General features: G+C 70.9%; 11 protein-coding genes. 5 read left to right on the top strand and 6 right to left on the bottom strand.

Annotation, left to right across the window (positions count from 1 at the left end; all coding sequences use genetic code 11):
- Positions 1-41: 41 nt before the first annotated feature.
- From NS220_RS13980 to NS220_RS13965, 4 genes are read right to left on the bottom strand one after another with little or no spacing between them, the layout of a single operon-like run.
- Positions 42-1724 (bottom strand): glycoside hydrolase family 13 protein, encoded by a 1683-nt coding sequence (locus NS220_RS13980; RefSeq protein WP_058624642.1) that lies wholly within the window; start codon positions 1722-1724, stop codon positions 42-44.
- A gap of 27 nt (positions 1725-1751) precedes the next feature.
- Entirely contained in the window at positions 1752-2669 is a 918-nt protein-coding gene (locus NS220_RS13975; RefSeq protein ID WP_081323189.1) for a carbohydrate ABC transporter permease, read from the bottom strand.
- The gene (locus NS220_RS13970; protein ID WP_058624641.1) at positions 2666-3580 is read right to left on the bottom strand and encodes a carbohydrate ABC transporter permease; all 915 of its coding nucleotides are present in this window, start codon (positions 3578-3580) and stop codon (positions 2666-2668) included. Before NS220_RS13970 ends, NS220_RS13975 begins: the two co-directional genes overlap by 4 nt.
- Entirely contained in the window at positions 3577-4902 is a 1326-nt protein-coding gene (locus NS220_RS13965) for an ABC transporter substrate-binding protein (RefSeq protein WP_058624640.1), read from the bottom strand. Before NS220_RS13965 ends, NS220_RS13970 begins: the two co-directional genes overlap by 4 nt.
- A gap of 114 nt (positions 4903-5016) precedes the next feature.
- On the opposite strand from NS220_RS13965, the gene NS220_RS13960 reads away from it, so the two are divergent.
- From NS220_RS13960 to NS220_RS13945, 4 genes are all read left to right on the top strand, one after another.
- Positions 5017-6243, top strand: coding sequence for an ROK family protein (locus NS220_RS13960; RefSeq protein ID WP_058624639.1), 1227 nt, complete (start codon positions 5017-5019; stop codon positions 6241-6243).
- A gap of 55 nt (positions 6244-6298) precedes the next feature.
- Complete coding sequence (locus tag NS220_RS13955; RefSeq protein ID WP_081323188.1) at positions 6299-7471, top strand: sensor histidine kinase; 1173 nt, start codon at positions 6299-6301, stop codon at positions 7469-7471.
- A complete protein-coding gene (locus NS220_RS13950) occupies positions 7468-8133 on the top strand; it encodes a response regulator (protein WP_058624644.1) in 666 nt (221 codons plus the stop codon). The genes NS220_RS13955 and NS220_RS13950 overlap by 4 nt, the downstream gene beginning before the upstream one ends.
- Before the next feature lie 127 nt (positions 8134-8260).
- Positions 8261-9544: an alpha-amylase family glycosyl hydrolase gene (locus NS220_RS13945; protein ID WP_058624637.1), complete on the top strand. Its 1284-nt coding sequence runs from the start codon at positions 8261-8263 to the stop codon at positions 9542-9544.
- A gap of 107 nt (positions 9545-9651) precedes the next feature.
- Here the strand turns inward: NS220_RS13945 and NS220_RS13940 are convergent, their stop codons facing one another.
- On the bottom strand, positions 9652-10302 hold the full coding sequence (locus NS220_RS13940; RefSeq protein WP_058624636.1) for a response regulator: 651 nt from the start codon (positions 10300-10302) through the stop codon (positions 9652-9654).
- Entirely contained in the window at positions 10299-11912 is a 1614-nt protein-coding gene (locus NS220_RS13935) for a sensor histidine kinase (protein ID WP_193755377.1), read from the bottom strand. The genes NS220_RS13940 and NS220_RS13935 overlap by 4 nt, the downstream gene beginning before the upstream one ends.
- A gap of 168 nt (positions 11913-12080) precedes the next feature.
- On the opposite strand from NS220_RS13935, the gene NS220_RS13930 reads away from it, so the two are divergent.
- Positions 12081-13607 (top strand): CitMHS family transporter, encoded by a 1527-nt coding sequence (locus NS220_RS13930; protein ID WP_058624635.1) that lies wholly within the window; start codon positions 12081-12083, stop codon positions 13605-13607.
- Positions 13608-14135 lie beyond the last annotated feature (528 nt).

Raw genomic sequence — 14135 nt, 5'->3', positions numbered from 1 at the left:
GGCCCCGGCATGGCGCGGAGCCGGGGCCGGAGCCGCTCGAGTCAGGCGCGGCGGAGCCAGACCGTGGTCTCGCCGGGCAGGGCATCGCCCTCGAGCGGGGAGCTCGACAGCAGCACCTCACCCGCGGGGAGCGCGGCGGGCACCGCGCCGAAGTTCGTCACGACCGTCCACCCGTTCGGGCGCTCGAACGCCACGACATCGGCGCGGCCGGTCTCGATCCACTCCAGCTGCTCGTCGGTCTGCAGCGCGTGCCGCAGGTCGAGTGCGCGGCGATACAGCGACAGCGTCGAAGCCGGGTCGCCGTCCTGCAAGTCGACGGCGTACGTGCCGAACCATTCCGGCTGGGGCAGGTGAGCGCCGTTCGCACCGAAGCCGAACGAGGTGCCCTCCTCCGCCCAGGGCAGAGGGACACGGCATCCGTCCCGCCCCTGATCGACGCCGGGGCTCCGGAAGAACGTCGGGTCCTGGCGCTCGGCATCGGGGATCTCGGCGACCTCGTGCAGACCCAGCTCCTCGCCCTGATACAGGTACGCCGAGCCCGGGAGGCCGAGCACGAAGGTCGCCGCGGCACGGGCGCGTCGCTCGCCGCGCCCGGCGTCGAGCGCGGGCGACTGGCCGCCCGAGAGCAGCCACTCGTTGCCGTGCTTGAGGGTGGGGCGCCCGTCGGCGCCGCGCTCGGCATCCGGGAGCCCGTACCGCGTGGCGTGGCGCACGACGTCGTGGTTCGACAGCACCCACGTGGTCGACGAGCCCGACTCGGCTGCCAGCGCGAGATTGTCGGCGACGATCCGGCGGAACTGCGCGGGGTCGAAGTCGGCCTCGAGGAGGTCGAAGTTGAAGGCCTGGCCGAGGCTCTCGGCACTCGCGTACAGCGGCACGCGCGAGGGGTGCACCCATGCCTCGGCCACGGCGGTGCGCGGCGGGTCGTACGAGTTGAAGACCGCGCGCCACTCGGCGTAGACCTCGTGCACATCGTCGCGGTCGATCATCGGGTGGGAGCCGTCCTGCGGGAGGGCGTCGAGCTCGGCGCGGGAGGGCAGCGGCTCGCTGAGGTCCTTCGTCAGCATGTGCGCGACGTCGATGCGGAAGCCGTCGACCCCGCGGTCGCTCCAGAAGCGCAGCGTCGTGAGGAAGTCATCGCGTACCTCGCGGTTGTCCCAGTTGAGGTCGGGCTGCGAGACGTCGAAGTTGTGCAGGTACCACTGTCCGTCATCGACGCGCTCCCAGGCCGAGCCGCCGAACACCGACAGCCAGTCGGTGGGCGGCTCGACGCCGTCGACGCCGGTGCCCTCGCGGAAGATGTACCGCTCGCGGGCCGCGGAGCCGCGCCCCGCGGCGACGGCCTCCCGGAACCACGCGTGCTTGTCCGAGGTGTGATTCGGCACGATGTCGACGACGATCCGGATGCCGTGGGCGTGCAGTTGCGCGATGAGCTCGTCCATGTCGGCCAGGGTGCCGAGCTTCGGGTCGACGTCGCGGTAGTCGGCGACGTCGTAACCTCCGTCGGCGAGGTCGGAGGGGTAGAAGGGGCTGAGCCAGATGGCATCCACGCCCAGTTCGGCGAGGTACGGCACGCGTGAGGCGATCCCGCGGATGTCGCCGAGGCCGTCGCCGTCGGTGTCGGCGAAGCTGCGGGGGTACACCTGGTACACCACGGCCTGGCGCCACCAGTCGGGGGCGGCGGAGAGATCGCGGGTCTGCACGGAAGGGGCAGGGGTGGTCACGGGGAGTCCTTTCGGGTGGGTGATCTGTCAGCCCTTGATGGCGCCCTGCGTGACGCCCGCCATCACCCATCGCTGGGTGAACAGGTAGGCGACGATCGCGGGGGCCATGGCCATGAGGTACGAGGCGAAGGCCACGTTGTAGTTGTTGCTGAACTGCGTCTGGAAGAGGTTCTGCCGCACGGGGAGCGTCTGCAGGGCCGGGTCGCTGATGATGAGCGAGGGCATCATGAAGTCGTTCCAGGCGTAGAGGAACGCGAAGATGCCGACGGTCGCGCTCATCGGGGCGAGCAGGGGGAAGATCAGCTGCCAGAAGGTCTGCCAGGTGGTCGCGCCGTCGATCCGGGCACTCTCTTCGAGCTCGAGCGGGATCGAGCGCAGGAACGCGGTGAACAGCAGCACGCTGAAGCTCAGCTGGAACATCGTGGCGAGAAGGATCACGCCGACGGGGTTGTCGAGCCCGACGCGACCGGTGAGCTGGATCTGCGGCAGAGCCACGACGGGGAACGGGATGAACATCGCCGCGAGCAGGTAGAAGAACGAATAGCGGAACAGTTTGCGATCCCAGTTGCGGGCGATCGCGTAGGAGGCGAACGCCGCGAGGATGATCGTCGCCACGACCGTGCCGGCGGTGACAAGCAGCGAGATCGCCAAGCCCACCGGGAACTTCGTGAGCGTCCACGCTTGGACGAACCCGTCGAAGCTGATGGGCGAGGGGAACGAGAACGCGTTGCCGTCGACGACCTGCGTTCCGCTCTTCAGCGCCATCGAGATCGTCACGTACAGCGGCAGCAGCACGGTGAGAGAGCAGAGCACGAGGATGGTCGTCGTCGACCAGTTGATGCGCTCCGTCCCGACGCGGCGGAAGCGGGACCGCGGACGCGGCACTACGGGGAGGGACAGTTCGGCCTGCTCGGAGGCGAGCGCGGGCTGGTTGAGAGCGGTCATGACAGGGTGTTCCTTCCCCGGGTGAGGGAGAGCTGGAGGAGCGAGATGACGATGGCGACGAGGAAGAAGAGCGCTGCGTTCGCCATCTGGTAGGCGTAGTCGCCGCCGTTGAAGCCGAGGATGATCGACATCGCGACGCTGCGGGTCGCGGTGCCGGGACCTCCGCCGGTGAGGCCCACGATGATGTCGTAGGCGTTGAGGAAGCCCTTGAAACCCAGAATGACGTTGATGACGACATACCCGGCCACGAGCGGCAACGTGATGCGCAGCAGCTGCTGCGTCTTGCTGGCCCCGTCGAGACCGGCGGCCTCGTAGACGTCGCCGGGCACCGACAACAGCCCCGCGATGTAGATGAGCAGCGTGCCCGGGATCGCCTGCCACGCGGTGACGATGACGATCGCGACCCACGCGAGGTCGGGGTTGGCGAGCAGGCTCGTCTCGAGCCACGGGATGCCGAAGGCGGCCCCCGCCTCGGGGACGGAGTTGCTGAAGAGGAAGTTGAAGACGTAGGCGATGATGATGCCGGAGATCACCATCGGAATGACGAAGACCGTGCGCAGAGCCTTCTTGAAGCGGATCTGCGCGGTCAGGCCGACCGCGAGAAGGAAAGCCGCGACGTTGACGACGATGACCGTCGCGACCGAGAACCCGAAGGTGAACAGGTAGCTCTGCAGGATCGCGGGGTCGCTGAAGATCGCGATGTAGTTGGTCAGCCCCGTGAAGTGCCACTCCCCCAGGCCGATCGAGTCGGTGAAGCTGAAGAAGATCCCGATGATCCCTGGCACCGTGATCGCGAGCGTGAACAGCACGAGCGTCGGCAGCAGGAAGAAGTAGTAGATCGGCTCGACGCGGCGGGTGCTGCGACGCGCGGTCGCCTTCCCACCCGTGACGATCGTGGTGGTGGTACTCATCGCGCGGCCTCCTCGCCGGGTGCGGACGCCGCGGCGTCGGTACTCGAGGCGGGCGGTTGGCGGAAGGCGAGCCGCGACCAGTCCTCGTCCATGGTGCGCAGGGTGCTCTCGGGCGAGGCGCCGAAGATCATCGCCTGGGCGTAGTTGAAGGTCGGGATGGTCTTGGGCACGAGGACCGAGGCGCCCTGGTAGATGCGTCCCTCCTCGTAGTACGGGATCATCCCCGCGACGCGCGGATCGCTGGGCGCGGGAGCGTCCTTCGTCGGGGCGAACCCGAGCTGGGACTCGTTGTAGGCCTCGATGATGCGCGGCTGGTAGAGGTACTCGAGGAAGTCGCGGGCGGCATCCTGGTGCCGGGACGCCTCGGGGATCATCGCCGCGAGGTCCATGTTCACGCGCACCGCGAGGTCGCCGGGATCGTCGGTCATGGGGAGGGGGAACGTGCCGACGGGCAGGTCGGGCGCGGTCTTCGCGATCTCCCCCAGCGCCCACGGACCCTGCAGGTACATGGCCGCGTCACCCTGGGCGAACGCGAGGTTGCCGTCGCCGTAGGCCCGGCTCTCGGCATCCGGATTCGTGTAGTTCTGCGCGAGCTGGAGCATGCGGTTCATCGGCTCGGTGAAGTCCTTCTCGAACGACACCGACGACGAGGGTCCGACCTGGTCGCCCTCGGCCGCGAGTGCGTCGAAGAAGTCGACGACGTCCACAGAGCCGCCGACCGCGTAGTCGTACCAGCCCTGGGCGACGGTCCAGTCGTCTTTGAACGTGCCGTAGAACGGTGTGATTCCGTTCTGCTTCAGGGCGTCCGACACCCGGAGGAGCTCGTCCCAGGTGGTGGGGACCGGAAGACCGAGCTGCTCGAAGATCTGCGTGTTGTAGATGACGGACGCCGCCATGACCGAGTACGGCAACGCGCTCGTGCGCCCCTCGCACGAGCCGTACTGGTTCATGAGTGGCTGCAGGTCGTCGCGGACGGTCGCGGCGGCCTCGGTGCCGGCCAGATCGGTGAGGGCGCAGCGCTGGACGAATCTCGCGACCTCGTAGTTGTAGTTCGCGAGCATGATGTCGGGCGGGTTCCCGCGGACGAAGCTTGCCGAGACGACGTCGACGCCGGAGCTGTCCATCTCGACGCGCACCTTGTCCTGCGAGGCGTTGTACTCGGCGACCACGTCGTTCATGAACGCGAGCGCCTCCCGCTTGCTGAAGGTGAAGCGGATGGTCTCGCGTCCGTCGCTGGAACAGCCCGCCAGCATGGCCGCTCCGAGCACCCCCACCGCTGTCGCCGCGAGCCATCGTCGGCCCGCTCTGCTCTTCGTCGACACCTGGATCCTCCTCCGCCGCTCTGCGAATATGTTGCGACGAGCAGTAAATCTACTCGCCAAATCAATGTCGTGCAGGCAGTATTGCAGGAGAACTCAGGGGGGTCAAGAGTGCCGATGGATGCCATGACGACGACGCCGTCGCTACGCCGTCACAATCTCGACGCGGTGCTCAGCCGCGTCTGGGACGAGGAGGCCTTCACCGCCAGCGACGTGATCGCGGCGGTCGGGCTGACGCGCTCGACGGCGATCGACGTCGTCGACGAGCTCACCGCCCGCGGACTGCTCGCGGAGATGCCCAACGCCCGCGCGGTCGGCGAGTACTCGAAGGGTCGCCCCGCACGCCGCTTCGCCTTCCAGCCCGACGCGGGCACCGTCGTGGGAGTCGACGCCGGGCGGGGACACCTGACGGCCACGGTCGCCGACCTCCGCGGCTCGACCCTCGCGACCTCGCGGCTCACCGTCGACCCCGAGCTCGACTCCCCCGAGCGACGCCGCCGCGCCGCCGAGGCGACGGTGGACGCGACCCTCAAGCGGGCGCGGCGCTCGCGTCAGGACATCGTCGCGCTGTGCGTCGGCGTGCCGGCACCGGTCGACCGTGCGGGGCGCTCCCCCGTGCACCACGACGGCTTCTGGGCGCGCATGAACCCCGACTTCGTCGACACCTTCGCCGCGTGGGCACCCGTCGTGCGCGTCGAGAACGACGCCACCCTGGCCGCCGTGGCCGAGCGGACGCACGGAGCCGCCAGGGGCTGCGACGACTTCGTCGCCCTCCTCGCCGGAGAGCGCTTCGGGGCGGGGATCAGCGTCGACGGTCACCTCCTCCGCGGCGCGCATGGCGGGGCGGGCGAGACCGTGGCCTTCGACCGGGTAGAGGGCGTCGGCAGCGCGTGGGGCCTCGCCCCGCGGTGCGTCGCCGCGGCGCGGGCGGCGCTGGCATCCGGAAGCCTCCCGGCGGAGAGCGCGCTGCGAGAGCTCGATCCCGCCGCCCTCGACGCCAAGACGGTGCTCGATCTCGCGGCCGCGGGCGACTCCGGGGCCCTCGCCGTGGCGCGCGAGGTGGGTCCGGCCCTCGCCGGGGTGGCGGCGACCTTCGGCAGCCTCTTCGACGTGGAACGCGTGGTGGTGTCGGGGGCGATCGCCGCGGGGGCGGGACCGATCATCGCCGCGGCGATCGAAGCCCTGCCCGATTCACTGCATCTTCCGGCGCCGCGGATCGTCGCCTCGACGCTCGGCGCCGACATCGTCTCCATCGGGGCCGTCTCGGCAGCGGTCGAGACGGCCCGCGCTCGCGCGCTCGACCTCGAGAGGTTCGCGCTGCCCGAGGACCGGGTGCGAGCGTGAGCGTGCGACCTTCGGACGATCCGGGCGAGCCGACGAGCTCCCTAGGCTCGCCGACATGACAGCTTCCCCACCCCCTCCCCGCGGTACTTTCCGGGGCGAGGCCTGGCGCCTCGCCGCGGTCGCCACCGCGGGCGTGCTCTTCTTCGTCATCAACGTCGGCTTCAGCGTCGACCTCGGCGCGGACGCCGGCTCGCCCCGCTTCGGCGGTCTCGTCGCCCTCGACCTCGCGGTGGGCGTGGCGGCTCTCGTCGTCGTGCCCTTCCGCCGCCGCGCGCCTCTCGTCGTTGCGGTGGTGCTGGCCCTCGGCGGCGCCGTGTCGTCTCTCGCGGCGCCCGCCGCCCTCCTCGCGCTGGCATCGCTCGCCACCCGCCGTCGCCCCGGCGAGATCGCGGCCGCGGTGTCGGTCTGGATCGCCGCGATCGCCGCGATCGGGCTGACCGGCTTCGACCTGCTCGACCGGCCCGCACAGATCGGCGAGATCGCTCTCATCCTCGCGATCCTCGTCGTCGTGCTCGCGGCCACCGTCGCCGTCGGCGTCTCGGTCGGTGCGCGACGCGCCCTGGTCGTGTCTCTGCGCGAGCGAGCGGTCCTCGCCGAGAAGGAGCAGCGCCTGCGCGAAGCCGCCGCGCGGGACCACGAGCGCACCCGCATCGCGCGGGAGATGCATGACGTGCTCGCGCACCGGCTGTCGCTCACCGCGATGCACGCGAGCGCCCTGCGCTATCGCGATGACCTGGACGACCTCGAGCGGGCGGCGGCCGTCGAGACCGTGCACGAGAACGCCCGCGGCGCGCTCGGCGAGTTGCGGGGCATCCTCGCCGTCGTTCGCGACCCGGATGCCGTGGACCCCGACAGTCCGCAGCCCACGCTCGCCGACCTCGACGACCTGCTCGCCGCGGAGGACGACGTCGACGCGCGCATCGAGGTCGACCTCACGACGCTCGCTCCCGCGATCGGGCGACACGCCTACCGGATCGTTCAGGAGTGCTTGACGAACGCGCGCCGCCACGCGCCCGGTGCGCCCGTCACGTTGCGCCTCACCGGGGTCGCCGCGGAGCGCCTCGAGATCGACGTCGCCAATCCCGTGTCGGACGCGCCGTCGGGGTCGCGCGGTTTCGGACTGGTGGGCATCGAGGAGCGCGCGGGAACGGTGGGCGGAACGGCCGTCGTCACCGCGGGGCCCGCCGAGCACCGCGTGCACGTGGTCCTGCCGTGGAGCGTCGCATGAGTGCCGGAGAGGAGATCTCGGTGGTCGTCGTCGACGACGACCCGCAGGTTCGCGCGGGCCTGCGCCTCGTCCTCGGAACCGACCGCGGGATCCGCGTGATCGGTGAGGCCTCGGACGGTCTCGAGGCGGAAGCGGTCATCGCGCGGCATCGGCCCGACGTGGTCCTGATGGACATCCGGATGCCACGCTGTGACGGACTCACCGCGACCGCGCGCGAGGTGGCCACCGATTCATCCCGCGCGATCATCGTGCTGACGACGTTCGACGCCGACGAGGACGTCGTTCGGGCACTGCGTGCGGGGGCGCGGGGGTTCCTGCTCAAGGACGCCCCGCCCGCCGAACTCGTCGCGGCCGTGCGGGCGGCGGCATCCGGTCGCTCGGTTCTCGCCCCGGGGGTGCTCGACCAGGTCATGCGACTCGCCGCCGACCACACCCGCCTGCCGACCGCGGCCGAGCGCGAGGCTCTCGCGTCACTGACGCCCCGCGAGCGGGAGGTCGCCGAGGCCGTGGCCCGAGGGGCGTCGAACGCCGAGATCTCGGCGCAGCTGTTTCTCTCGCTCCCGACGGTGAAAACGCACGTGGGACGCGTGCTGACCAAGCTCGGCGTCGAGAGCCGCACGCAGGCGGCGGCGCTGTGGGCGCGGATGGGTTCGGTCCAGTAGTCCACAACCCGGAACGCCGACGCACTCGCCGGCGACGGAGTTTCATCGGCAGCGATCGCTCCCTGCGACTTCGCCCGCCCCGCGCAACCCCGGCAGGCCCGCGCGCGTGACGAGGTACGGTCACCCCATGCCCTCCTGGCCCGAACACGTGATCTGGTGGCACGTCTACCCCCTCGGCTTCGTCGGTGCACCGATCCGCGAGAACGAGGGCCCGGATGCCGCGCCCGCGCACCGACTGGACCGCCTCGAGCCGTGGCTCGATCACGTCATCGAGCTGGGCCTGAACGGTCTGCTGCTGGGGCCGGTCTTCGCGTCCGAGACCCACGGCTACGACACCGTCGACCATTTCCGCATCGACCCGCGTCTCGGCGACGAGGAGGATTTCGCCCGGCTCGTCGCTGCGGCGCGGGAGCGCGGCATCCGGATCCTGCTCGACGGCGTGTTCAACCATGTGGGGCGCGGGCACGCGGCCTTCCGCGACCTCGACGAGAACGGGCCGAGCCTGTTCCGGGGGCGCTGGGTCGACGGACGGTTCGACGCCGAGGTGTTCGAGGGACACGACGCGCTCGTCGCACTCGACCACTCCTCCCCCGCGGTCGTCGACCTCGTCGTCGAGGTCATGTGCCACTGGCTCGAGCGCGGTATCGACGGGTGGCGCCTGGATGCCGCCTACGCGGTGCCGTCGTCGTTCTGGGCGGAGGTGCTCCCCCGCGTGCGCGAGCGATTCCCCGAGTCGTGGTTCCTCGGCGAGGTGATCCACGGCGACGCGGCGGAGATCGTGCGGGAGTCGACGATCGACGCGCTCACGCAGTACGAGCTGTGGCAGGGCGTCTGGCACGGCATCGCCGACCGCAACCTCTTCGAGCTGAGCCACGCGATCGAGAGGCACGACGAGATGCTGAGGACCTTCGTGCCGCAGACGTTCGTCGGCAATCACGACGTGACGCGGATCGCCTCGGCCGTGGGTCCCGACCTCGTGCCGCACGCGCTCTCGGTACTGTTCACGGTCGCCGGGACGCCGTCGGTGTACGCGGGCGACGAGTTCGGGTGGACGGGCGTCAAAGAAGAGCGCGTCGGCGGCGACGACGCGGTACGGCCGGCATTCCCCGCTCTCCCGGAGGAGGCGCACGGGGACGAGCGGATCCTCGACGCGCACCGCGCGCTCGTCGCGCTCCGCCGCCGGAAGCCGTGGCTCTGGCGAGCCCACACCGACGTGATCGAGGTCGCGAACACCGCTCTCGCGCTGCGGACAGCGATCGGCGACGACGCGGTCGTGGTCGCGCTGAACATCGGCGACGAGCCGGTGTCGCTGCCGGTCGCGGACGGGCGAGCGGTGGTCGCCGGCGACGGGATGCCGGCGAACGGGTGTGTGGAGCTCGGACCGCGCGGATGGGTGGTGCTGGAGGCGTGAGACGCTCCGAGACCCTGAGCATGTCGAAGGAACCGGGACCGTCTCACCCCGGTGGCTTCGACGAGCTCGGCCACCTCCCGCCACCCCCGTGACGGCCCTACCGCGGGTCACGCACCGGCGCGGAAGCGGTGCTCGGGGCGGCCGGTCGAGCCGTAGCGCAGGCTGACCTGCACCAGACCGCGTTCGGCGAGTGCCGTCAAGTGGCGCTGCGCCGTCGCCCGTGAGACGCCGATGCGTTCGGCCACCTCCGAGGCGGACGCCTCGTCTCCGCCGAGCGCCGCGAGCACCGTCTGCTCGGTCGCCGAGCGCGCGAGCGAGGGACCCTCGCGTTCTCCGCGCAGGACGGATGCCGCGCGGTCGATGTCATCCTGCGAGAGCGGCCGGGCGCTCGAGAGGAGGTTGCGGTAGCGGGCGTACCGGTCGAGACGCTCCGCCAGCACGCGAGTGTCGAACGGCTTCACCAGGTACGCGAGAGCACCGGCGGTGAACGCGCGACGGACAGTCTCGGCATCCGTCGCCGCCGACAGGACGAACGCGTCGATCCCGGCCGAGCGGACCAGTTCCACACCGTCGCCGTCGGGCAGATAGACGTCGGCGAGAAGGAGATCGGGTCGGTGCGCGGCGAGCGCGACGCGCGCCTCTCCCACCGTGCGCGCGGGTTCGAGCGCCACGAAGCCGGGGCGCGCGGCGACGGCGTCACGGTGCAGCCCCGCCACACGGAAGTCGTCGTCGACGACGAGGACGCGGATGTCGGTCATTCGTTCTCTCCTCGCAGGACTCCGGGCAGACGCGCGGCGACGACGGCCCCGTGACCGTCCCCGCCCGGGTCGACGACCCAGACATCTCCCCCGCGGCGCCGCGCGAACTCGCGCGAGAGCGGCAGCCCGATGCCGAGACCGTGCACCGCCGCCGGATCGTCGTCGCGCTCGCGCGGGGCGAAAGCGGCCTCGACGTCGGAGATGCCCCCGCCGGTATCGGCCACGGTGAGCACGATCGCATCGCCGTCACCGAGCACCGCGACCTCGACCTCGCGGGGTTCGGGGCCGGATGCCGTGGCGGTCACGGCATTGTCGACGAGGTTGCCCAGCACGGCCACGACGTCTTCCACGTCGTCGACGGTGCCCCGGAGATACGTGTCGTCGGAGACGCGGAGGATCACTCCGCGCTCGCGCGCGGCGAGCGCCTTCGCGCCGAGGAAGGACTGCAGCATCGCATCGCCCACGAGGTCGATGCCGGGCACGGCCCAGTCCACCGACCCGCGGTCGACGAGATCGGCGAGGAACGCACGGGCTTCGGCGGTGCGCCCGGCGTCGAGCAGCCCGACGGCCGCGTGGAGGCGATTGGCGTTCTCGTGCCGCTGGACCCGCAGGGCGTCGCCCATCGCCCGGACGCTGTCGAGCCGCCCCGAGAGAGCGGCGACGTCGGTCCGGTCGCGCAGCACCGCCACGCGACCCAGCGCGCGAGCGCCGCGGCGCACCGGACGCACGTCGATGAACACGACACGGCCCTCGACGGGCAGCCCCGTGCTCGCCCCGGCCCCGGCGAGGGCCGTCGCGACCGCCGGCGGGAGGTCGAGGTCGGCGAGGGGGCGGCCGACGGCATCCGTGATCCCGAGGAGACGCTCCGCGGTGGTCGTGCACACGCGGACGACCCCCGCCTCATCGACGGCGAGGACGCCCTCGTCGGCTCCCTCGAGCACGGCGGCCTGGGTCTGCACGAGTGCGACGAGCTCCTCCGGCTGGACGCCGAGGGTGAGCCGCTCGAGGCGACGGCGCATGAAGAGCGCGACCGCCGCACCGATCGCGACGGCGAGCACCACGGCCACGGCGATCCCGGCGACGAGGGCGGGCAGGTCGTCGAAGACGCTCGCCCGCTCGAAGCCGACACTCACCTCGCCGACCGGAGCGCCGCCGTCGGGTGCGTAGACGGGCACCTTCGCGCGCGCCGATTCCCCGAGCGTTCCGGTCTCCCACGTGACGACCTCGCGGCCCGCGAGCGCGTCGGCGTAGCTCGTGCTGACGACCTGCCCGAGGCGTTCGGGATCGGGATGGGCGAGACGGATGCCGTGATCGTCGGTGATCACGACGAACAGGCCCCGTGTCCGGCTGGTGACATCGACCGCGTACCGCTGGAGCAGACCGTCGCGCAGGCCCGTGGCATCCGGCGTCCCGGGGCCGGCGGAATAGGCGGCGACGAGATCGCGGACCTCGGGGGCCTCGGCGACCGAGCGCGCGATGTTCAACGCCGACGAGTCGGCCTCGGCCTTCAGCTGCTGAACGCCCAGCCACGCGAACACGGCGGTGCACACCACGACGACCACGATCTGGGTGGCGACCTGGATCAGGAGCATCCGCGTGGCGAAACGCATGCGCACCTCCCTCCGAGCCGGCACGACCTCGTGCGCGAAATGCGCAGAACACACGGTACGCGCATAACGCCCCGCAATGCGAGCAAGCACGCGCCCGGGGCCGCGGCGTCCGTAGTGTCACCGCATCGAGAGCGCGAGAGACGCGCCCGTCCCGACGAAGGAGTCGCGATGACCCCCCTGATCCTTGCGGCCGAAGCCGACGAGTACGCGGTGGCCTACACGCCCGCCGACGGCGTGCTCGTCGCCCTCGGCTTCCTCATGGTCCTGTCGTTCATGGCGCTGATCATGACGCGGCGCCTGACCCCGATGGTCGCCCTCATCGTCGTCCCGACGATCTTCGGCCTCATCGCCGGGGCGGGCTTCGGCCTCGGCGACATGGTGATCGACGCGATCAGCAAGATGGCCCCGACCGCCGCGCTGCTGCTCTTCGCGATCATGTACTTCGGCATCATGATCGACGTCGGCCTGTTCGACCCCCTCATCCGCGTGATCACCCGATTCCTGGGCGACGACCCGGCGAAGATCGTGCTCGGCACGGCGATCCTCGCGGGCGCCGTCTCGCTCGACGGCGACGGCTCGACGACCTTCATCATCACGACCTCCGCGATGCTGCCGCTGTACCTGCGCCTGGGCATGAGCCCCGTCGTGCTCACCTGCGTCGCGGGCCTGATGAACGGCACGCTCAACATCGTGCCGTGGGGCGGTCCGACCGTCCGCGCCGCCACGGCGCTCGGCCTGCAGCCGACCGACGTGTTCGTGCCGATGATCCCCTCGCTCGCCGCGGGGCTCGTCGTCTCGCTCGCCTTCGCCTGGTTCCTGGGTCTCGCCGAGCGCAAGCGCCTCGCGGGCGTCGTCGACACCTCGAAGCTCGACACCCCCGGCGGCTTCGGGCGCCTGGGCGGGCCCTCGCTGGTGCGGGGCGCGGAGCCGAAGCCCGGTGCCGCGGCCTCGCTGCGCACGGGCAACATCGTGACGGTGCGCGGCGGTCGCGACGCCATCTCCGCCCCGCAGCTGGTCGATGTCGCCGACACCGCGATGGCCGACACCATGCTCGACCCCAACCGCGCGACCCTTCGACCGAAGCTCATCTGGTTCAACCTGGTGCTGACCGTCGCGGTGATGGTGCTGCTGGTGATGGACATCTTCCCGCTCGCGTTCGTGTTCATGGTCGGCGCCGCCCTCGCCCTGATCGTGAACTTCCCGAAGCTGCGCGGCCAGGCCGACGAGATCGTCGCGCACGCCCCGAGCATCGTCGGGGTCGTGTCGATGGTGCTGGCCGCCGGCGTGCTGGTCGGCGTCCTCAACGGCACCGGCATGGTCACCGCGATGGCCGCGTGGATCACCGAGGTGATCCCCTCGTCGATGGGCCCGTTCCTCGCCGTCATCACCGGCGTGCTGTCGATCCCGTTCACGTTCTTCATGTCGAACGACGCGTTCTATTTCGGCATCCTCCCCGTGCTCGCCGAGAGCGCCGCGAACTACGGCATCTCCCCGGTCGAGATGGCGCGTGCGTCGATCACCGGTCAACCGGTGCACCTGCAGAGCCCGCTCGTCCCCGCGATCCTGCTGCTCGTCTCGCTCGCCGGCGTCAACCTCGGCGACCACCACAAGAAGGTGCTGTGGCGCGCGACGATCGTCTCGCTCGTCATGCTCGCCGTCGGCGTGCTCGTGGGCGCGGTCCCGCTGCTCGCCTGAGTCGACGCCTCGACAGGGGGTTCGGGATGCCACAGGGCGTTCCGGACCCCCTCTGTCGTCGCCGGAAACGGATGCCGTCCGGGACTTGTTAGCGCGAACACGTTTGGCTATCTTGGGGGTGCCACCGTTCGCACTCCTGGTCACCACCCGGGACGCTGAGGTTCGACGACGAACCGGAAAGGGGCGTCGATGACGACGCACAGCGACTTCGCGCTCGACCGATTCCCCGCCGGAACGAGCCGCCCACCCCTCGACGACGGCGCGTCCGCGGCGCCCCCGCGCTCGGCACACCACGCTCCGCCTCCCGCTCGCGGCACCCGCGATCGACGCGCTCGCTGCGGCCGGCATTTGTTCCCTCCCTCGGCCGCGCACCTCGGCCCTCCCTCTAGGAAGAAGACGATCTTGCGATTGCACCGCCCCCTGGCGCTCCTGGTCGCCGCGACCCTGACGACGGGATCGCTCACCCTGAGCGCCGCCCCCGCCTTCGCCGCGACGCCGAGCCCCGTCCTGTCGTACGACTTCTCGAAC

Source organism: Microbacterium testaceum (genome assembly GCF_001476655.1).
Lineage (GTDB): Bacteria > Actinomycetota > Actinomycetes > Actinomycetales > Microbacteriaceae > Microbacterium > Microbacterium testaceum_C.
Note: the sequence above shows the minus strand (reverse complement) of the source record. Positions and strands in the feature narration are given on the sequence as shown.